Genomic DNA, 21,090 nt, shown 5'->3' on the forward strand with positions numbered 1-21,090 from the left:
AGAAGCGAGAGATCCATGACCACCACCGCAGAGACCACCTCGGCCCCCGCCGCGGACGCGCCCGTCGTCGGTCGCGTCTCGCGCGTCGTCGGCCCGGTCGTCGACATCGAGTTCCCTGCCGACGCGATCCCGGACATCTACAACGCGCTCACGGTCGACATCGACCTGTCGTCGCAGGGTGAGGACGAGGGCGTGCTCCACATGACGCTCGAGGTCGCCCAGCACCTCGGCGACAACCTCGTGCGCGCCATCGCCCTCAAGCCCACGGACGGCCTCGTCCGCGGCGCCGAGGTCACCGACACCGGCGCGCCCATCTCCGTCCCCGTGGGCGACATCACCAAGGGCCACGTGTTCAACGTGACCGGTGAGGTCCTCAACGCGGAGCCGGGCGAGAAGATCGAGGTCAACGAGACCTGGCCCATCCACCGCAAGGCGCCCGCCTTCGACCAGCTCGAGTCCAAGACTCAGATGTTCGAGACCGGCATCAAGTCGATCGACCTCCTCACGCCGTACGTGCAGGGTGGAAAGATCGGCCTCTTCGGCGGTGCGGGCGTCGGCAAGACCGTCCTCATCCAGGAGATGATCTACCGCGTCGCCAACAACCACAACGGTGTGTCGGTGTTCGCGGGCGTCGGCGAGCGGACCCGTGAGGGCAACGACCTCATCCAGGAGATGACCGAGTCGGGCGTCATCAAGCAGACCGCCCTCGTGTTCGGCCAGATGGACGAGCCGCCGGGCACGCGTCTGCGCGTCGCCCTGTCGGCGCTGACCATGGCGGAGTACTTCCGCGACGTCCAGAAGCAGGACGTGCTGCTGTTCATCGACAACATCTTCCGCTTCACGCAGGCGGGCTCCGAGGTGTCGACGCTGCTCGGCCGCATGCCCTCCGCGGTGGGCTACCAGCCCAACCTCGCGGACGAGATGGGCCAGCTGCAGGAGCGCATCACGTCGACCCGCGGCCACTCGATCACCTCGCTGCAGGCGATCTACGTCCCCGCGGACGACTACACCGACCCGGCGCCGGCCACCACGTTCGCGCACCTCGACGCGACGACGGAGCTGTCGCGCGAGATCGCGTCGCGCGGCCTGTACCCCGCGATCGACCCGCTCACCTCGACGTCGCGCATCCTCGACCCGCGCTACGTGGGCCGCGACCACTACGACACCGCGAACGACGTCAAGTCGATCCTCCAGCGCAACAAGGAGCTGCAGGACATCATCGCGATCCTCGGTGTGGACGAGCTCTCCGAGGAGGACAAGATCATCGTCGCGCGTGCGCGCAAGATCCAGCAGTTCCTCTCGCAGAACACGTACATGGCCACGCAGTTCACCGGCGTGCCCGGCTCGACCGTCCCCCTCACGGAGACCGTCGAGGCCTTCTCGGGCATCGTGAACGGCAAGTACGACCACATCTCCGAGCAGGCGTTCTTCAACATCGGTGGTCTCGAGGACCTCGAGAAGAACTGGGCCCGCATCCAGAAGGAGATCGGCTGATCATGGCCGGTCCGCTCACGATCGACGTCGTCGCCCCCGACCGGGTCCTCTGGTCGGGGACGGCGGAGCGTCTCATCGCCCCGACCGTGGAGGGCGAGATCGGCCTCCTCACCGGCCACGAGCCCGTGCTGTCCGTCCTCAAGGCGGGCACCGTGCGGGTCCGTGGCGGGGTCGACGGCGACGCCGAGTTCGCCATCGAGGCGGGCTTCGTCTCCTTCGACCACGACGTGGTCACGGTGGTCGTGGAGCCCGCGGCTCCCGCGGCCGCGGCGGGGGAGACGGCCGCACACTGATGCGGGTGGTGATCGCGCGCTGCGCGGCCCGGTACACCGGGCGGCTCTCGGCGCATCTTCCGCTCGCGACCCGGGCCATCATGGTCAAGGCCGACGGCTCGGTCCTGCTCCATTCGGACGGCGGCTCGTACAAGCCGCTCAACTGGATGAGCCCGCCGTGCACCCTGCGCGCCTCCTCCGTCACGGAGGAGGCCGCGGGGCGCGGCGTCACCGAGGTCTGGGTGGTCCAGCATGCCAAGACCGAGGACCGGCTCGAGATCGAGCTGCACGAGATCCTGTCCGACACCGAGCACGAGCTCGGCGTCGACCCCGGCCTCATCAAGGACGGCGTGGAGGCGCACCTGCAGGAGCTGCTCGCCGAGCAGATCACCCTGCTGGGCGACGGCCACACGCTGATCCGGCGCGAGTACATGACCGCCATCGGCCCGGTCGACATCCTCGCGAGGGACGCCGCGGGCGCCTCCGTCGCGGTCGAGATCAAGCGTCGCGGCGAGATCGACGGCGTCGAGCAGCTGACCCGCTACCTCGAGCTCATGAACCGCGACCCCCTGCTCGCTCCCGTGCAGGGCGTCTTCGCGGCCCAGGAGATCAAGCCGCAGGCCCGCGTCCTCGCCGAGGACCGCGGCATCCGCTGCGTGCTGCTCGACTACGAGGCCATGCGCGGCAATGAGGACCTGTCCTCCCGCCTGTTCTGAGCATCGTCACCCACCCCCGAGCGGCTCCCGCTCGGGGGTGAGCCGCGTCCGGGGGACGATGCGGCGGCCCCCTTGCCCCGCATGTTTGCTCCGCACGGTTCCGTCCGCGCCACGCCGGGCCGACCCCGAGCCGTGTCGCGGTACGCGGCGTGTCGCGGGTCGTACCGTGCCCAGCGAATCGGGGGTGCCGGCGTGCGCGGCGCTCGAAACGTTTCGGCTACCCTCGACGCATGACCTTCCCCGAGAGCTTCATCTTCGGCGCGGCCACGGCCGCCTACCAGATCGAGGGCGCCGCGACCGAGGGCGGCCGCGGCCCGTCCATCTGGGACACGTTCTCGCACACGCCGGACAAGACCGTCGGCGGTGACACGGGCGACGTCGCGTGCGACCACTATCACCGTTGGGAGCGCGACATCGAGATGATGGTCGACCTGGGCCTCCAGGCGTACCGCTTCTCGATCTCGTGGCCGCGCGTGCAGCCGACCGGCACGGGGGAGTTCAACCCCGAGGGCATCGCCTTCTACAAGGCGCTCGTGGCCCGTCTCAAGGAGAAGGGCATCACGCCCCTCGCGACGCTGTACCACTGGGACCTCCCGCAGGCGCTCGAGGATCGGGGCGGCTGGCTCAGCCGCGAGACGGTCGACGCGTTCGTGCCCTACGCGGTGCGCATGGTCGAGGAGCTCGGCGACTCGATCGAGATGTGGGCGACGTTCAACGAGCCGTGGGTGAGCTCGTTCGTCGGCTACGGCGCCGGCGCGCACGCCCCCGGCCACGCGGACGACGTCGAGGGCCTCACCGCCGCGCACCACCTGCTGCTCGCGCACGCACGCGCCTACCGCGCGATCAAGGACGTGCGCCCCGAGCTCCAGGTCGGGATCGTCAACAACTCGCACACGCCGCGCCCGTGGGACCCCTCCAACCCCGCGGACCGCGCCGCCGCCGCGCACATCGACGCGCTCGCCAACACGATGTTCCACCAGCCGTTCACGCACGGCACCTACCCGCCGATCCTGCGCGCGAACACGGTCCACCTGACCGACTGGTCGTTCGTGAAGCCCGGCGACCTCGACGAGATGGAGGGCGCCGTCGACTGGTTCGGCGTGAACTACTACGCGTCCCACGTGGTGCGTCACAACGCGAACAAGCCGCAGGCCGCCTCGGAGGTCGCCACGCTCGCGGACGGCCACAAGGCGGGCGCGAACTCGCCGTGGCCCGGCGACGAGCAGATCGAGTTCATGGCCCCGCCCGGCAAGGTCACCGCGATGGGCTGGAACGTGGACCCGGGCGCGCTCCACGCGCACCTCATGAAGATCCATCACGAGACTGGGAAGCCGCTGTACGTCACGGAGAACGGCGGCGCGTGGGACGACGTCCTCGACGCCGACGGCCGCGTGCGCGACGACGAGCGCGTCTCCTACCTCCACGACCACCTGCGCGCCGTCGAGGCCGCGATGGCGGAGGGCGCCGACGTGCGCGGCTACATGGCGTGGAGCCTCATGGACAACTTCGAGTGGGCGCAGGGCTATGCCAAGCGCTTCGGCCTCGTGCGCGTCGACTACGCGACCCAGGAGCGCCGCTGGAAGGACTCGGCGTACTGGTACCGCGCGACCATCGCGCGCCGCGACCCGCTGCCGATCGTGGACCTCGAGGCCGAGCTGGAGACCCCGGCCCGCACGTACTGACGACTGGCAATGACATTTGTGACAGATGTGACGGGCGGGGACGACGGCGCGGAGCGCCGTCAGTCCCACCCGTCACATCTGTCATTGCCAATCGGTCCGTAGACTGGGACCCATGCCCTCCGGTCGTCGCTCCTCCAAGCGCCCGTACGGCCAGCCCCATCAGGAGCTCGACGTCGACCGCGTGTGGGGCAACCGGGCCCGCATCGAGACGGGCCCGCGCGGCGAGGACTTCTACGTCGCGATCCCGCGCCCCACCGACCGCACCTTCGTGTGCCCCGGCTGCCAGGGCGAGATCTCGGGCGAGGTCCAGCACGTCGTGGCGTGGCCCGTGGACGGCATCATGGGCGCCGATGCGGCGGCGGAGTCGCGCCGCCACTGGCACACGGGCTGCTGGCAGTCGTTCGGCCGCGCCCGCTGACGAGAGGACACCATGACTCAGGAGACCGCCGAAGGCCTCGTCGAGCTGCGCTCGATGACCGTGCTCAGGGCCGACCGTGAGGACATCGAGCTGCGCACCGAGGACGGGCTCACGCTCGTCGGCGAGCTGGCACTGCCCGCGGAGGGCCCCATCACGGGCACCCTCATCATGCTCCACCCCCTGCCCACGCACGGCGGCTTCATGGACTCCCACGTCTACCGCAAGGCCGCGTGGCGCCTGCCGGCGCTCGCGGGCCTCGCGGTGCTGCGCTTCAACACGCGCGGCACCTCGTCCCCGCGCGGCCGCAGCGAGGGCGAGTTCGGCGAGGGGATCACGGAGGCCGCCGACGTGCGCGCCGCCGTCGACTTCGCCGTCAGCCGCGGCCTGCCGAACCGGTGGCTGGTGGGCTGGAGCTTCGGCACCGAGCTCACGCTCATGCACGGCGCCGACCTCGACGTCGAGGGCGCGATCCTGCTGTCGCCGCCGCTGCACCGCGCGACGGACGAGGATCTGCGCACGTGGGCCGCGACCGGCCGCCCGGTGACCGCGCTCGTGCCCGAGCACGACGACTTCCTCACGCCCGACGAGGCGCGCGAGCGCTTCGCGCCCCTCACCCAGCTCGAGCTCATCCCCGTGCCCGAGGCGAAGCACCTGTGGGTGGGGGAGCGGTTCGTGGCGCTCGTCCACGAGGCGATCGTCGAGCGCGTCGCGCCCGACCGCGCGCCGCTGCCGCACGCGGTGCCCGCGTCCATGGTGGAATGAGTCGAGCGACCGCACCAGGCATGAAGGAGTCTCCCGTGAGCCTCGTCCCCGACGGCACGCCCCTCGTCCTCCTCAACGCCTTCCCCGTCGACCGCGCCCAATGGGACCCGCTGATCGACGCGCTGCCCGACGTCCCGGGCGACATCATCACGTTCGACGTGCCCGGCATCGGCGACATGCCGCTGCCCGACGAGGAGCCGTCGCTCGAGCTCATCGCGGACGCCGCGGTGCTCGCGATGCGCGAGGTCACGGGCCACGACAGGGCCGTGTGGGTGGGCTGCTCGATGGGCGGCTACATCGCGATGGCCGTCGCCGAGCGCCACGCGGACGCGGTCGCGGGCCTCGGGCTCGTCGACACCAAGTCCGTCGAGGACACCGAGGAGGCCCGTGAGGCCCGCCTCGCGCTCGCGGACGCCGTCGACGGCGCTTCCGGCCACCCCGACCCGCGGGGCGCCGCGGAGGGGCTCGTGGGCTCGCAGGGGGAGGGGCGCGAGGCGCTCGTCGCCGCGGTCGCCGCGAACGTCGCCCGCCACGGCGGGGACGGCATCGCGTGGGGGCAGCGCGCCATGGCGGCGCGGCCCGACCGCACCGGCGTGCTCGCGGCCATCGACGTGCCGGCCTTCGTCGCGTACGGCGAGCTCGACGCGATCACCGGGGCCGCGGAGGCGAGCATCATGGCGGAGGCGCTCGGCGTCGAGCCCGTCGCGCTCGCGGGCGTGGGCCACCTGGCGGCGTTCGAGGCCCCCGAGCGGGTGTCCGCCCTGGTGGCGGACCTGCTGGGGCGCGTCGCCGCGTCCTGACGCGCGCCGCATCGTCCCGCGGCGGCCCGTCGGGCGCCCCACGGGCGTCCCGCGAGCGCGTTACCGGCGTGTGAATTCTTGCCGCCACCTGTGGCGCACGTCACATCGCGGTGTCACCATTCCAGGTGAGGGGGGCACCTCACCACGAGGGGGGCGTGAGGTGCCCCTCCTCGCGTCCCCGTGGCCCCGTGGTGGGGTCCGGGCGGCGGACGATGCGCGCCGCGCCCGAGCGGTGCGGGCGTCAGCCCCAGCCGTTCCCGGCCTCGAGGCGCAGGCGGATCGCCTCGGTCAGCGGCAGCGACTCGCCGTCGCGGCCCCCACGCCCGAGCTCGAGCGGCGGCTCGCCCGGGGACAGGGTCGCGCCGCGCAGGCGCTCCCTGAGGCCCCCCGGCGTCGACAGCACGTAGAAGCGGCCGTCCGTGCCCACGCCCACCGACCGGTCCCGCTTGAGGTACCAGCCGGACACCTGGGTGCGCACCCGTGACTGGCCCGAGTAGGTGCGGGCGGTGAGCGTCTCGGGGCGCACGCCCGCCGCGACGGCGTCGCGCGCGAACGCCTCGAGCAGCACCGCGGCTGCCCGCGACTCCTCCCGGCGCCGGCGGTCGAGCGCGTCCGCCAGGCGCTGGTGGTCGTCGCGGTCGGCCATCAGGCGTCGGAGCGCTCGGCGGCCTCGGACTCGTGCTCCGCCTGGAGGCGGCTCGCGCGGGCGAGGTTCGCGACCGGGTCCGCGCCCAGCAGGCCTCGCAGGTCGTCGAGGTAGGTGGTGATGGACTCGCGCTGGCGGTTGAGCTCGTCGACCTCGCGCGCGGCCATGGTGCGCTCGCGCTCCGCGTCGCTCACGGCCTCGGAGATGATCGCCTCCGCGTGCTCGCGCGCCTCGGACACGATCTCGTCGGCGTTGTTGCGGGCGTTGGTGAGCAGCGTCTGCGAGTGCACCTCGGCCTCGCGGCGCACCGACTCGGCGCGCTCGAGGGTCGCGGCGAGCCGGTCCTCGGCCTCGCCGGTGCGGCGCTTCGCGTCGTCCACCATCGCGGCGGTCTCGGCCGTGGCCTCCTCGTGGCGGCGCGTGAGCTCGCGCTCGGCCTGCTCGCGCGTGGTGACCACCTCGAGCTCGAGGTCCTCGCGCGTGCGACGGGCGTCCTCGTGCGCGGCCTCGGCCTCGGCCTGGGCCTCCTCGCGCATGCGGGTCGCCTCGACGGTGGCGGTGTCGACGAGGCGCTTGGCCTCCGCCTGGGCGTTCGCGATCGCGTCCTTGGCGTCGCGCTCGCTCGAGGCGCGCAGGTCGGAGGACTGCTGCTGGGCGCGGGCGAGGGTCGACTCGGCCTCGCGGATGAGGCGGGCGGACTCGGCATCGGCCGTCGAGCGCAGCTCGGCGAGCTCCGCGTTGACGGTGGCGCGTAGGTCCGCGGTGTCAGACTCGGCGGCCTGACGCATCTGCAGCGACTCGGTGGTGGCGGCGGCGCGCAGGGCGGCGGCCTCCTCCTCGGCGCCGCGGCGCAGGTCGGCGGCCTGGCGGCGCGCGTCCTTGTGCTGGGCGTCGGCGTCGGCGCGCAGGGCGGCCGTCTCCTCCTCGACGGTGCGGCGCAGCTCGGCGAGCTCCTCGTCCGTCGCGTCGCGCAGCTGGAGGACCTCGGCGTCCGCGGTCTCCTTGATGTGCGTGGCGTACGCGTCCGCCTCGCGGCGCTGGTGCGCCGAGTAGGCGTCGGCCTCGCGACGCTGCTGCGCGGCGTACGCGTCGGCGCCGCGGTGCTGCTCGCCCGCGTAGGCCTCGGCGGCCTGGCGCTCGCGGGTGGAGTAGCCGTCGGCCTCGCGGCGGGTCTCGCCCGCGTAGGCGTCGGCCTCGCGACGCGTGTCGGCGTCGTATGCCTCGACCTCGAGGCGGGTCTGCGTGGCCCACGCCTCGACCTCGCGGCGCTTCTCGGCGACGGCGTCGTCGGTGGTCTCGTGCTGCTCGGCGACCCACGCGTCCGTCGCGCGGCGCTGGTCGGTCACCCACGCGTCGGTGTCCTCGTGCTGCTCGGCGACCCACGCATCGGTCGCCTCGCGCAGCGCCGCGACCTCGATCGCGGCGGACGATCGCAGGGCGGCCACCTCGCCGGCGGCCTCGTCGCGCAGCGCCGCGGCCTCGGCCTCGACGTCGGCGCGGACCTGTGCGGCGTGCTGCTCGGCGTCGCGGCGCTCGGTGGCGGCCCACGTCTCGGTCTCGGCGCGCAGCTGGGCGGCGTACTGCTCGGCGTCGCGGCGCTCGGCGGCGGACCAGGCCTCGACCTCCTTGCGCAGCTGGGCGGCGTACTCCTCCGCGTCGCGGCGCTCGGCAGCGGCCCACGCGTCGGCGTCCTTGCGGACCTGGGCGGCGTGCTGCTCGGCGTCGCGGCGCTCGGTGGCCGCCCACGCCTCGGTCTCCTGACGCAGGTGAGCGACCCACGCCTCGGTCTCCTGACGCAGCTGGGCGGCGTACGCCTCCGCGCTGTCGCGCAGCTCGGTGGCCTCCGCCTGGGCGGCGGTGCGCAGCTCGGCCGTCTCGCGGGCGGCGAGCGCCCGGACGTCCGCGACCTCCTGGTCGGCGGTGTGGCGCAGCTGGGCGACGTCCTCGGCGGCCGTGTGCCGCAGGTCGGCGACGTACGCGTCGGCCTCGCGGCGCTGCTGGCCGGTCTCGCGCTCGGCGAGCGCGCGCAGGTGGGCGACCTCCTCGGCGGCCTCGCGGCGCGCCTCGGCGGCGTCGTGCTCGGCGCCCTCGCGCAGCTCCTGCGCCTCGTCGGACGCGTGCGCCAGCGCGGCGGCGGCGTCGTTGCGCAGCGTCGCGGCGTCGCTCTCGGCGGAGATGCGCATGTCCGAGGCCTCGGCCTCGGCGACGGCGCGCAGGTTCGCGGCCTCGCGCTCGGCCTCGGCGATCGAGTGGCCCGCCGCGGCCTCGGCGGCCTTGCGGGTGGCGGCGGCCTCCTCCCGGGACTCGGCGACGATGCGCGCGGCGTCGGCCTTGAGGCGCTCCGTGGCGACGCGGGTCGCCTCGGTCAGCTCGTCGGCCTCCGTGTGGGACGCCGCGAGGAACGCGGCGGCCTCGTCGCGCAGGCGGTTGGACTCCTGGTGCGCGTGGGCGAGCTTCTGCTCGGAGTCGGCGCGCGCGGCGTCGACCAGGTCGGCGGCCTCACGCTGGCTCGTGACGCGCAGCTCGGTCGCCTCGCGCTCGACGGTGGCGCGCAGCGTGTGCGCCTCGCGCTCCCCGGTCGCGCGGGCCTCGGCGGCCTCGGCTTCCGCGCCCGAGCGGATCCGCTCGGCCTCGCGCTGGGCGCGCTCGACGGACTCGCCGGCCTGGCGCTCGGCGGCCTCGCGCAGCCCGGCGGCCGTGTGCTCGGCCTGGGTCTTGATCTCGTCGGCCTCGCGGCGGCTCTGCGCCAGGATCTCCGCGACCTCGTTGTCCGCGCGGGCGCGGAGCTGCTGGGCGGCGACGTTGGCGCGGGCCACCGTGTCCTGCGCGTGCGTGTTCGCGCGGGCGATGACGTCCGAGGACTGCTCCTCGGCCGAGCGCAGCAGCTGCTCGACGCGCGCGCCGAGGCCCTTGTAGGTGGGCTGCTCGTTCTCGCGGAGCGCCTTCTGCGCCTCGTCGAGCGACGAGCGCACCTGCTGGGCCTCGCGGCGAGCATCGTCGGCCTGCGCCGCCTGCTCCCGGACGGAGTCCTCCAGCCGTGCGATGTGGGCGGCGACCGCCTCGCGGTCGTAACCGCGCATCGCAAGCGGGAACGGCAGGTTCTCTTCGGCCATGACTCTCCTCGGTCGCGCGCGCAGGGGGTGGCACGCCGCGCGTTCGCCCCTCAGGGTAGTGCCCGTGCGGCGCCCGGAACAAAGTCATGAGGAGCCTCGTTCGGACCTTGTCTCGTAGAGTGAACAGCGAGACGAACGGAGAACCACGTGACTTTGCGCACCACCGCGCTCATCGCGGGAGCGCTCGGGCTGCTCCTCCTCATCGGCGGGCTGATCGCCGATGCGACGCGCCCGGCATCCTTCGGGACCCCGCACGCCGCGCTCGACACCCCCATCCTCGTCATCGGTCCCGAGCTGGTCGCCATGGCGCCCGGCGGGTCGATCACCATCGAGGGCGACGGCGGCATCGTCGCCTACTCCGCCCGTACCGCCGACGCCGAGGCGTGGGCCGCCTCGCGCGACGCCACCCAGGTGACGGGCGTCCCGACCTGGGACGATCTCGCGACCGCTCCCGTCGCCGCATCCGAGCCGAGCGCGTCGCCGTCCGCGTCGGCCTCCGCCTCGACCTCACCGTCCGCGTCGGCGTCGCCCGCGGCGAACGCGTCGTCGTCGCCCGCGGCATCGGCCTCCGCGTCGCCCGAGCCGAGCGCCTCCGCCCAGCCGGCGATCGCGGACATCTGGCGCGACTCGTGGGACGGCGACGGCACGCTCACCCTCGAGACCGACAAGCTGCCCGTGGGCCTCACCATCGTCGCGGAGTCCGCCGACGGCGCGCCGCTCACGGACGTGAGCATGACGATCGACCGCGTGGTCAACGACGGCTGGATCGCGCCCCTCAAGTGGTGGGGCGGCATCCTCGCCGTGGTCGGGCTCATCGCGCTGATCTCGCTGCTCATCGACCACCGGGGCGCGGGCACCAAGGTCGAGGAGGCGGTCGCGAGCCGCAAGACGGCCGCGCCCGCAACCCCCGGCAGCCGGCGCGAGCGCCGCGAGACGGCCACCGCGACCGGCGGCATCCCGATCGTGACGGGCGAGGACGACCCGACCACGGGCGAGGTCCCCGTCGCCGAGGAGCATCCCGCGAGCAGGTGGGCCCCCACGACGGGCGAGATCCCCGTGCAGGACGTTCAGGACGCCGCCGGCGAGGGGGACGATGCGCCGCCCGCCGAGGGCACCGACGAGGGAGAGGACCGCGCATGAGAAGGAACGCAGCCATCATCGGCGCGTCCGCGGCCGGCCTCCTCGTGCTCGCCGGCTGCACGCCGGCGGTCCCGGCCGCGGTCGACGCCCCGCCCGCCCAGGAGACCTCCGCGGTCACGCAGACGCAGATCGACCGCATCGTCCCCGCGACGTTCGCGGAGCTCCAGGCCGCCGACAAGGCCAAGGACGTCGAGAAGCTCGGCACCCGCGTCGGCGGCGCCGCCGTCCGCATCCGCGGCGTCGAGTACCAGCTGGCCAAGGCCGGCGACAAGGCCGCGATCGAGGAGATCCCCTCGACGATGCAAGCGGTGTACGTGAGCGCCGACGAGACGTTCCCGCGCATCATGGTCGGCGTGACCGCCGCCCCCGACGGCGCGACCCCCGTGGTGGCCATGTGGCTCCAGGAGGACGTGAACTCGGACTACCAGCTCGTCGAGTGGGCGCACATGGTGCCGGGCGCGACCCTGCCCGCGATGCCGGGCACCGCGGTCGGCTCCGCGCAGCTGCCGCTCGACACGGACACGGTCACGCCGTCGCCCAAGCAGGTGGTCGAGGACTACGTGCAGCTGCTGCGCGAGGGCAACAAGTCCGAGAAGGCGCCCGAGTTCGCGAAGGACACCTATCGGGAGCGCCTGTTCGCGGCGCGGAAGGTGCTCAACGCGGCCGCAGAGAAGGGCGACGGCTCGTACTCCGACTTCATCGACACGCGCATGAGCGACACCTACGCGATGGCGACGGCGGACGGCGGCGCGCTCGTGTTCACGCCGCTCACCGTGAAGTCGTCGCTCAAGGTCAAGAACGGCGCGACCGTGTCGATCTCCGACGCGGACAAGGCGCTCGTGAACGGCAAGCTCAAGGACAAGGTCACGCACACCTACCGTGACTTCATCGTCATCCACATCCCGGCGAACGCCGACGAGAAGCCCGTCGTCGTGGCCGCCGACCACCACCTCATCAAGGTCGAGGCGAAGTAGCCCGGCCTCCCCGACAAGGAGACCCATGACCGACACCCCCGCCGCGATGCGCGGCGCCGTCGACCTCGCCGCGCTCGCGGCCCGCTCCCGACGCGCCGAGTCCGGCATCGCGACGATCGACGAGGCCGCCTTCCAGGAGCTCGCGCAGCAGTCGATGCAGCGGCCCGTCGTGATCGCGTTCATCTCGACCGCGTCCCCGCAGAGCGAGGAGCTCGCGCGGACGCTGGGCGAGGCGGCGGCCGCGCGCGGCATCGTCGCGGCGGCGTGCGACGTGGACGCGCAGCCCGCCATCGCGCAGGCGTTCCAGGTCCGCGCGGTGCCCGCCGCGGTCGCGCTCATCGGCGGGCGCCCCGCGCCGCTGTTCCAGGGCGCCGTCGCGCGCGAGCAGATCGACGAGGTGCTCGGCCAGGTGATCGCCGCCGCCCAGCAGATGGGTGCGGCGACCGGGCTCGGCGAGGGCGCCCCGGAGGGCCAGGCCCCCGCGCCCGAGGAGCCCCCGCTGCCGCCGCTCCACCAGGAGGCGTACGACGCGATCGACCGGGGCGACCTCGCCGCGGCCGAGGCGGCCTACGACCAGGCGCTGCGGGAGAACCCCAAGGACGCGGACGCCCGCGCCGGCCGCTCCCAGGTGCGCCTCATGGCGCGCTCGCTGACGGCCGACCTCAACGCCGTGCGCAAGGCCGCGGCCGATGCGCCCGACGACGTCGACGCGCAGCTCGCGGTCGCCGACATGGACATGCTCGGCGGCCAGCTCGAGGACGCGTTCGCGCGCCTCATCGACCTGGTGCGGGCGACGGCGGGGGACGAGCGTGAGCGCGTGCGGGCCCGCCTGCTCGAGCTGTTCGACGTGTCCGACCCGGCCGACCCGCGCGTGCTGCGCGCGCGTCAGGCGCTCGCCTCCGCGCTCTACTGAGCGCCGGGCGGGTTCGCTCGGCACGGTTCCGGCGCGCGACGCGCCGGCCGGCGGCCGCCCTGGCGGAGCGCCTGCCGGCGTGGCGCCGGGAGAACCGTGCGGAGCGTGCGGAGCGTCAGGACGAGGCGGCGGGGCGCAGGATGACCGCGCCGAGCGGCGGGACCCTGATCTGCGCGACAGCGGGGAACCCGTGCACCTCGCGTGCGGTGGCCTCGACGCGGCCGAGGTTGCCCACGCCCGAGCCGCCGTAGGCCTCGGCGTCCGTGTTGAAGACCTCGTCCCACGCGCCGGCGCGCGGCAGCGGCAGCGCGTAGCGCTCGTGCGGCACCCCCGCGAAGTTGACCACCACGGCGACCGGCGCGCCGGTCTCGTCGAGGCGCAGGTAGGCGAGCGTGTTGTGGCGCGAGTCGTCGGCGTCGATCCACCGGAACCCGCCGGCATCCGAGTCGCGCTCGTACAGCGGCGGGGTGTCGCGGTAGAGGCGGTTGAGGTCAGCGAGCATGCGGCGCACGCCCTCGTGGAGCCGGTCCTCGAGGTGCCACCAGTCGAGAGAGCGCCCCTCGGACCACTCGGCGTACTGGCCGAACTCGCAGCCCATGAACAGCAGCTGCTTGCCTGGGTGGGTCCACTGGTAGGCGAGCAGGGCGCGCAGGGTCGCCATCTTCTGCCAGTGGTCGCCGGGGAAGCGGTCGACCAGCGAGCCCTTGCCGTGCACCACCTCGTCGTGCGACAGCGGCAGCATGAAGTGCTCGGAGAACGCGTACATGAGCGAGAACGTCACCGTGTGGTGGTGGTAGGACCGGTGGACCGGCGCCTCGCCCGCGTACCGCAGCGTGTCGTTCATCCAGCCCATGTTCCACTTGAGCCCGAAGCCCAGCCCGCCCTGGTTGGTGGGCGCGGTCACGCCCGGCCACGCGGTCGACTCCTCGGCGATCATGACGATGCCGGGGGCGTTGCGGTAGGCGGTGGCGTTGGTCTCCTGCAGGAACGCGATCGCGTCGAGGTTCTCCCGCCCGCCGTGGACGTTGGGACGCCACTGGCCCGCCTCGCGCGAGTAGTCGAGGTAGAGCATCGAGGCCACGGCGTCCACCCGCAGGCCGTCGGCGTGGAACTCCTTGAGCCAGTACACGGCGTTGGCGACGAGGAAGTTGCGCACCTCGGCGCGCCCGAAGTCGAAGATGAACGTGCCCCAGTCGGGTTGCTCGCCGCGCAGCGGGTCCGGGTGCTCGTACAGCGGGGTGCCGTCGAAGCGGCCCAGCGCCCACTCGTCCTTGGGGAAGTGCCCGGGCACCCAGTCGAGGATGACGCCCACGCCAGCCTGGTGCAGGGTGTCGATGAGGTGGCGCAGCTCGTCGGGCGAGCCGAAGCGCGCGGTCGGCGCGTAGTAGCCCGACACCTGGTAGCCCCACGAGCCGCCGAACGGGTGCTCCATCACCGGCAAGAACTCGACGTGCGTGAAGCCCATCTCGACCACGTACGCGGTGAGCTGGTCCGCCAGCTCGAGGTAGCCGAGCCCCTGGCGCCACGAGCCCAGGTGCACCTCGTAGACGCTCATCGCGCTGCGGTGCGGCTGGGACGATGCGCGGGCGTCCAGCCACGCGTCGTCGCCCCACGTGTAGGCGGGCTCCTCGACCACCGACGCGGTGGCGGGGGGCAGCTCGGTGCGGCGCGCCATCGGGTCGGCCTTCTGGCGCCAGTGGCCGTTCTTGTCGAGGATCTCGAACTTGTAGGCGGCGCCGGCGACCACGCCGGGCACGAACAGCTCCCAGATGCCCGACGCGCCGAGGGTGCGCATCGCGTGCGTCGATCCCTGCCAGCCGTTGAACTCGCCGACGACGCGCACCGCGCGGGCGTTGGGCGCCCACACGGCGAAGTCGGTGCCGACGACCTCGCCGAGCACCGACTCGAGGCGGTGGACGTTCGCGCCCAGCACGCGCCACAGGCGCTCGTGACGGCCCTCCCGGATGAGGTGGAGATCCAGGTCGCCCAGCAGCGGCAGGAACCGGTACGGGTCGTCGGCGACGTGGACGTCCTCGCCGTACGTGGTGTGGACCCGGTAGTCGGGGATCTCGTCGCCGGGGATCTCGGTGAGCCAGACGCCGTGGTGGGTGTGCTCGGCGGGGAAGCGCCCCTCGAGCGTCTCGATCTCCACCGCGTCGGCGAGCGGCCGCAGCACGCGGATCACCACGACGCCGTCGCTCGGGTGCGGGCCCAGCACGGCATGGGGGTCGTGGTGCGTGCCGCGCGCGATGTCGGCCAGCACGGCGGGATCGAATCGGCGGGGCATCAGCACCTTCCCAGGGATCGGACGGGGACGTTCATCAGGACGGCCTCACGACGGCGACGTGCGTGAGCGAGACCGCCGGGTCGAGACGGACGTAGAAGTCGCGGCTCCACGTGTACGTGGCGCCGCCGACCACATCGTCCACCATGAGGCGCGCATCGTCCGTGAGGCCGAGCGCATCCATGTCGAGCGTCACCACGCCGGACTGCACGTGGTGGGGGTCGAAGCTCGCCACCACGATGACCGTGTCGGCCTTGCCGGTGGGGGACTCGGCCGCCGGGACGTGGCGCGAGAAGCACAGGATCTCGGGGTTGCTCGTGGCGTGGAGGCGCAGCCCGCGCAGTCGGCGCAGCGCGACATGACGGCGGCGCGTGTCGTTGAGCGTGCGCAGCAGCGACGCGATGCCGTGGCGGTCGGCGTCGGCCCAGTCGCGCGCCTTGAACTCGTACTTCTCGTTGTCGATCTGCTCCTCGACGCCCGGCCGCGGCACGTTCTCCACGAATTCGTAGCCGGTGTAGATGCCGTAGGAGGGCGCGCCGGTTGCCGCGAGCACGGCGCGCATCCGCCACAGCGCGGGCCCGCCGTGCTGCATGTCGGGCGTGAGGATGTCGTGCGTGGTGGGCCAGAAGTTGGGGCGCATGTAGAAGGAGGACTCGCCCGAGACCTCCTCGAGGTACTCGCCCATCTCCTCGGCGCTCTGGCGCCACGTGAAGTACGTGTAGCTCTGGTGGAAGCCGATCTTCGCGAGCGTGTGCATCATCGCGGGGCGCGTGAACGCCTCCGCGAGGAAGATCACCTCGGGGTGCGCCGCGGCGATCTCGCCCAGCAGCCGCTCCCAGAACGGCAGCGGCTTGGTGTGCGGGTTGTCGACGCGGAACAGCGTCACGCCCGCGTCGATCCACACCTGCAGCATGTCCCGGATGGCCCGGTAGATGCCCTCGGGGTCGTTGTCGAAGTTGAGCGGGTAGATGTCCTGGTACTTCTTCGGCGGGTTCTCCGCGTACGCGATGGTGCCGTCGAGCCGCGTGGTGAACCACTCGGGGTGCTCGGTGACCCACGGGTGGTCGGGGGAGCACTGCAGGGCGATGTCGAGCGCGACCTCGAGGCCGACGGACCGGGCGGCCTTCACGAACTGCCGGAAGCCGCGCATCGTCCCGAGGTCGGGGTGGATCGCGTCGTGCCCGCCCTCGGCCGCGCCGATCGCGTACGGGCTGCCCGGGTCCCCGGTCTCGGCCTTGAGCGAGTTGTTGCGGCCCTTGCGGTGCGTGGTGCCGATCGGGTGGATCGGCGTGAGGTAGACGACGTCGAAGCCCATCGCCGCGATCGCTGGCAGGCGCGCCGCCGCGGTGGTGAAGGTGCCCGAGTGCCAGCGTCCGGTGCGCGTGATGTGACGCGCCCCCTCGGACCGCGGGAAGATCTCGTACCAGGCCGACACCAGGGCCTTCTCACGCTGCACGAGCAGCGGGTACTCGCGCGAGGTGCTCACCCAGTCGCGCAGCGGCGCCGCGGTGACGGCGGCCTTGAGCTCGGGGGACGATGCGGGGGCCAGGCGGGCCTCGGGCGCGAGCCTGCCGTCCTGGAGGGACGCGATCGCCTGCTCGAGGAGCGCCTTGCGGGCGGGCGTGTGGCGCACCTCGTGGAGCGCGCGGGACAGGACCAGCACACCCTCGTCGAGCATGAGCTGGACGTCGACGCCCGCGTGGATCTTGACCTCGGCCGCATGCAGCCACGTCGCGACCGGGTCGGACCAGGCCTCGACGCGGAACGTGTGGAGGCCCTCGTGCTTGGGGATGAAGGCGGCGCGGTAGCGGCTGTTGCCCCAGTCGTCGAGCGGCATGGGCATCTTCTCGTGGCGGCCGTCCGGCCGCGTGATGACGACCGTCGCGCCCTCGGCGTCGTGACCCTCGCGGAAGATCGTCGCGGTGATGGGGACCGCCTCGCCGACCACCGCGCGGGCGGGCCACCTGCCCTCCTCGAGCGAGGGCTGGACCCCCACGATGGGGATGCGACCGACGGACGTCTCGGGGTGGAGGGCCATGCCCCCGAACCTACTCGTGCTGAGGCGCTTTGGATACCGGGCCACACCCCCGGCGGGGCGCATCGGCCCTGCGTCGTGCCCGTGCGGGGGGTCCTCCCCGGGGTATCCGTGACCGAGTTGGGACCTTCGCGGGCTTGCGCCGCGCGCGCGAGCGGGTAGTGTGTGCCGCACGGACGATGTAACCGCTTGCATCCAAGGGAGGTTGTGCGCGGTCACAGTTCGATAACGGCGTGTATCGAATGGGTCACGAGGGCGGTACGGATTTGCAGGTCCCGGTTCCTGCGATGTAGAACTGTGAACGGTCCCAGCAGGGGGCGGCCGATGCCGGTCGCCAGAAGTGCAAGGCTCCTCCGGGGGCTGGAGGAGTGTCATGACGGCAGCAGCGAGCTGGCCCCGCGTCGAGGGTCTCGCCTACGGAGGCGACTACAACCCCGAGCAGTGGCCGCGCGAGACGTGGGACGACGACGTGCGTCTCATGCGCGAGGCCGGCGTGAACCTCGTCTCCGTCGGGATCTTCTCGTGGGCGATGCTCGAGCCCAAGGAGGGCCTGTACGACTTCGCGTGGATGGACGAGCTGCTCGACCTGCTCCACGCGAACGGCATCGCGGCCGACCTCGGCACCCCGTCGGTGTCGCCGCCGGCCTGGTTCTTCCACCAGTACCCCGACGCCCGCGTGACGGACAAGAACGGCACCGTGATGGGCTTCGGCTCGCGCGGCATGGCCTCGCACGCGTCCCCCGAGTACCGCGAGGCGATCGCCCGCATGGCCGGCGAGCTCGCCCAGCGCTACGGCGACCACCCCGCCGTCGTGATGTGGCACGTGCACAACGAGTACGGCGTGCCCGTGGCCGAGGACTTCGGCCCGCGCGCGGTCGCCTCGTGGCGGCGCTGGCTGCAGGAGCGCTACAGCACGCTCGAGGGCCTCAACGCCGCGTGGGGCACCGCGTTCTGGGGCCAGCGCTACGACGACTGGGAGCACGTGGTCGCCCCGGCCGCGACGCCCACCATCGCGAACCCCGCGATGAAGCTCGACTGGGCCCGCTTCACGGACGACCAGCTGCGCGAGTGCTTCGTCATCGAGCGCGACGCGATCCGCGCCCACGCCCAGCAGCCCATCACCACCAACTTCATGGCCCACCAGTCCTGGAACACCGACCTGTGGAAGTGGGCCGAGCTGGTCGACGTCGTGTCCGACGACCACTACCTGTGGTCGCCCGACCCCGACGCGCACGTCGCGCTCGCGCTGTCCGCCGACCTCACGCGCTCCGTCGCGGGCGGCAAGCCGTGGATCCTCATGGAGCACTCCACGTCGGCCGTCAACTGGCAGGGCCGCAACATCGCCAAGCGCCCGGGGGAGATGCGCCGTAACGCGCTCACCCACCTGGGGCGCGGCGCCGACGCGATCATGTTCTTCCAGTGGCGCGCCTCCCGCTCCGGTGCCGAGAAGTTCCACTCGGCGATGCTGCCCCACGCCGGAGCGTCGTCCCGCGTGTTCCGCGAGGTCGTCGAGCTCGGCGGCCACCTGCGGGACGCGGCCGCCGTGCGCGGTTCGCTCGTCCAGGCCGAGGCCGCCGTCCTCTACGACTGGGAGTCGCTGTGGGCGCAGGATCTCGAGTGGCGCCCCTCGGACGACGTGCAGTTCCGTGAGCGCATGCGCGCGTTCTACGAGCGCCTGTGGCGCGACAACGTGACCGTCGACTTCGCCCACCCGGCCCAGGACCTGTCGCGGTACAAGCTCGTGGTGGCGCCCGCCTCGTACCTCCTCACCCGGGAGGCGGCGGACAACCTCACGCGCTACGTCGAGAACGGCGGCACGCTGCTCGTCAACTTCTTCTCAGGCGTGGTCGACGAGCACGACGCGGTCCACGAGGGCGGTTTCGTCGCCCCCCTCAAGGACGCGCTCGGCCTCACCGTCGAGGAGTTCCTGCCGCTGCGCGAGGGCGAGACCGCGACCGTGCGCTGGACGCGCGACGGCGTCGAGGTCGAGCTCCCGTCGGACGTGTGGCAGGAGGACATCGCGCTCGCGGGCGCCGAGGTGGTCGCGGAGAACGTCTCCGGTCCCGGCGCCGCCAAGCCCGCGATCACCCGGAACGCGCACGGACAGGGCGTCGGCTGGTACGTCGGCACGCGCCTGGACGTGGACGCGCTGAAGGCCGTGTTCGACGCGGCCTACGCCGACGCCGGCATCGAGACCTCGGGCCTGCCCGAGACGCTCGAGGTCGTGACGCGTCGCGGCGCATCCCAGGACTTCGTCATCGCCGTCAACCACGGCGCGGACGCAGCTCGACTTCCCGTGGCGGGCACCGACCTGCTCACGGGGGACGAGACCGAAGGCGAGCTCGAGGTGCCGGGGGGCGGCGTCGCCGTCGTCCGCACCTCGCGTGACACCGGAGGTGGAGAGGTCTGACCCGCGGGGCGGGGCCGGACTGCGCCGGCCCCTCTCCCAGACCGAACGAACCCAGCTGAAGGACGGGGCGCCCCGCCGGGACACCCCTCACGGAAGTAACCTGTCGCAGAGACGCGATCTCACCAGAGGCGCGCAATGTGGCCCCACTCTGGAAGGAAACACCCATGCGTAACAAGATCGGAATGGCCGCCGTGGTGGCGACCTCGGTCGCCCTCCTCGCCGCGTGCTCGTCCGGCACGTCGAGCGACGAGTCGTCGATGACGTCGTCGCCCGCCGCCTCGGACACCTCGAGCGCGATCGACGCCTCGGGCGCCAAGCTCACGATCTGGACCGACGAGAACCGCCAGCCCGCCATCGAGGCGGCGGCGAAGACGTTCGAGGCCGAGACCGGCGCGACCGTCGAGCTCGTCGTGAAGAACTTCGACGACATCCGCTCCGACTTCCTCGCCCAGGTCCCCACCGGCGAGGGCCCGGACATCACCATCGGCGCGCACGACTGGCTGGGCGCCTTCGTCGAGGGCGGCGTGGTGAACACCGTCGACCTCGGCACCAACGCCGACAAGTTCTCGAGCGTCGCCGTGCAGGCGATGAGCTACAACGGCCAGGTCTACGGCATGCCGTACTCCACCGAGGCCGTCGCCCTCATCCAGAACACCGACCTGGTCGGCGAGGACGCCCCCGCGACCTTCGACGACATGATCCAGAAGGGTGTCGACTCGGGCGTCAAGTACCCGTTCTGCATCAACGTCAACGGTGAGGTCGGCGACGGCTACACCATGTACCCGCTGCAGACGTCGTTCGGCGCCCCCGTCTTCGTCCAGGACGCCTCCGGCTCGTACACCACCGAGGTGGGCATGGGCGGCGCCAACGGCGAGGCCTTCGCCAAGTGGCTCGGCGAGAACGGCGAGAAGGGCAAGGGCTACATCTCGACCACCATCGACTACGCGACGGCCAACGAGCTCTTCAACTCGGGCAAGTGCGCCTACACCGTGGCCGGCCCGTGGGCGCTCAGCTCCTACACCGACGTCAACTTCAAGGTGAACCCGGTCCCGTCGGCCGGTGGCGAGACCGCCGCGCCGTTCGTGGGCGTGCAGGGCTTCTACGTCTCGTCGCAGTCCGCCAACGCGCTGCTCGCGAACGAGTTCCTCACGAACTACATCGCGACCCCGGAGGCCATGCAGGCGCTCTACGACGCCGACCCGCGCCTCCCCGCGTTCGAGGGCGTCGACACCTCCACCGCGCCGTTCCCGGACGCGATCGCCGGCTTCCAGGCCTCGGCCGAGCAGGGCGTCCCGATGCCGAACATCCCGCAGATGGGCTCCGTCTGGGACTACTGGAACGCCGCCGAGTCCAAGATCATCAAGGGTGCTGACCCCGTCAAGACCTGGGACAAGATGATCACCGACCTCACCGCGGCCCTCCAGGGCTGAG

At 72.6% G+C, this 21,090-nt stretch carries 16 protein-coding genes; 12 read left to right on the forward strand and 4 right to left on the reverse strand.

Translation table 11 applies throughout. From position 1 onward, the window contains the following. The first annotated feature begins 15 nt into the window (after positions 1-15). From atpD to AOM04_RS05840, 7 genes are all read left to right on the forward strand, one after another. Entirely contained in the window at positions 16-1,494 is a 1,479-nt protein-coding gene (gene atpD, locus AOM04_RS05810; RefSeq protein ID WP_062463675.1) for a F0F1 ATP synthase subunit beta, read from the forward strand. A gap of 2 nt (positions 1,495-1,496) precedes the next feature. Next, complete coding sequence (locus tag AOM04_RS05815; protein ID WP_062463677.1) at positions 1,497-1,787, forward strand: F0F1 ATP synthase subunit epsilon; 291 nt, start codon at positions 1,497-1,499, stop codon at positions 1,785-1,787. Further along, positions 1,787-2,482: an endonuclease NucS gene (gene nucS, locus AOM04_RS05820; protein WP_062463679.1), complete on the forward strand. Its 696-nt coding sequence runs from the start codon at positions 1,787-1,789 to the stop codon at positions 2,480-2,482. Before AOM04_RS05815 ends, nucS begins: the two co-directional genes overlap by 1 nt. Positions 2,483-2,712: 230 nt before the next feature. Then, a complete protein-coding gene (locus tag AOM04_RS05825) occupies positions 2,713-4,164 on the forward strand; it encodes a glycoside hydrolase family 1 protein (RefSeq protein WP_062463681.1) in 1,452 nt (483 codons plus the stop codon). A 112-nt stretch (positions 4,165-4,276) separates the two neighbouring features. Continuing rightward, positions 4,277-4,582, forward strand: a complete 306-nt coding sequence (locus AOM04_RS05830; RefSeq protein ID WP_062463683.1) for an Rv1322 family protein — start codon at positions 4,277-4,279, stop codon at positions 4,580-4,582. 12 nt (positions 4,583-4,594) lie between these two features. Next, the gene (locus tag AOM04_RS05835) at positions 4,595-5,344 is read left to right on the forward strand and encodes an alpha/beta hydrolase (RefSeq protein ID WP_062463685.1); all 750 of its coding nucleotides are present in this window, start codon (positions 4,595-4,597) and stop codon (positions 5,342-5,344) included. Between the two features lie 35 nt (positions 5,345-5,379). Next, positions 5,380-6,144, forward strand: coding sequence for an alpha/beta fold hydrolase (locus tag AOM04_RS05840; RefSeq protein ID WP_062463687.1), 765 nt, complete (start codon positions 5,380-5,382; stop codon positions 6,142-6,144). A 241-nt stretch (positions 6,145-6,385) separates the two neighbouring features. Here the strand turns inward: AOM04_RS05840 and AOM04_RS05845 are convergent, their stop codons facing one another. Beyond that, a complete protein-coding gene (locus tag AOM04_RS05845; protein ID WP_062463689.1) occupies positions 6,386-6,790 on the reverse strand; it encodes a hypothetical protein in 405 nt (134 codons plus the stop codon). After that, a complete protein-coding gene (locus tag AOM04_RS05850) occupies positions 6,790-9,903 on the reverse strand; it encodes a hypothetical protein (RefSeq protein WP_062463692.1) in 3,114 nt (1,037 codons plus the stop codon). The genes AOM04_RS05845 and AOM04_RS05850 overlap by 1 nt, the downstream gene beginning before the upstream one ends. A 147-nt stretch (positions 9,904-10,050) precedes the next feature. Between AOM04_RS05850 and AOM04_RS14495 the strand changes: the two genes are divergently transcribed. From AOM04_RS14495 to AOM04_RS05865, 3 genes are read left to right on the forward strand one after another with little or no spacing between them, the layout of a single operon-like run. Continuing rightward, positions 10,051-11,043: a hypothetical protein gene (locus AOM04_RS14495; RefSeq protein ID WP_156160630.1), complete on the forward strand. Its 993-nt coding sequence runs from the start codon at positions 10,051-10,053 to the stop codon at positions 11,041-11,043. Further along, complete coding sequence (locus AOM04_RS05860) at positions 11,040-12,017, forward strand: DUF8094 domain-containing protein (RefSeq protein ID WP_062463696.1); 978 nt, start codon at positions 11,040-11,042, stop codon at positions 12,015-12,017. The genes AOM04_RS14495 and AOM04_RS05860 overlap by 4 nt, the downstream gene beginning before the upstream one ends. Positions 12,018-12,042: 25 nt before the next feature. Next, on the forward strand, positions 12,043-12,930 hold the full coding sequence (locus tag AOM04_RS05865; RefSeq protein ID WP_062463698.1) for a co-chaperone YbbN: 888 nt from the start codon (positions 12,043-12,045) through the stop codon (positions 12,928-12,930). Positions 12,931-13,045: 115 nt separating this feature from the next. On the opposite strand, the gene glgB is transcribed toward AOM04_RS05865, so the two are convergent. Together glgB and AOM04_RS05875 are read right to left on the reverse strand one after the other, a co-directional pair. Further along, positions 13,046-15,217: a 1,4-alpha-glucan branching protein GlgB gene (gene glgB / locus AOM04_RS05870; RefSeq protein WP_062463984.1), complete on the reverse strand. Its 2,172-nt coding sequence runs from the start codon at positions 15,215-15,217 to the stop codon at positions 13,046-13,048. 34 nt (positions 15,218-15,251) lie between these two features. After that, positions 15,252-17,252, reverse strand: coding sequence for a maltotransferase domain-containing protein (locus AOM04_RS05875; RefSeq protein ID WP_062463700.1), 2,001 nt, complete (start codon positions 17,250-17,252; stop codon positions 15,252-15,254). Positions 17,253-17,622: 370 nt separating this feature from the next. Between AOM04_RS05875 and AOM04_RS05880 the strand changes: the two genes are divergently transcribed. Both AOM04_RS05880 and AOM04_RS05885 read left to right on the forward strand, forming a co-directional pair. After that, on the forward strand, positions 17,623-19,659 hold the full coding sequence (locus AOM04_RS05880) for a beta-galactosidase (RefSeq protein ID WP_062463702.1): 2,037 nt from the start codon (positions 17,623-17,625) through the stop codon (positions 19,657-19,659). A gap of 164 nt (positions 19,660-19,823) precedes the next feature. Then, positions 19,824-21,089 carry a sugar ABC transporter substrate-binding protein gene (locus AOM04_RS05885; protein ID WP_062463705.1) on the forward strand — a complete coding sequence of 422 codons (1,266 nt, stop codon included), beginning with the start codon at positions 19,824-19,826 and terminating at the stop codon, positions 21,087-21,089. The last annotated feature ends 1 nt before the right edge of the window (position 21,090 follow it).

The organism is Demequina soli (assembly GCF_000971195.1).
GTDB classification, from domain to species: domain Bacteria; phylum Actinomycetota; class Actinomycetes; order Actinomycetales; family Demequinaceae; genus Demequina; species Demequina soli.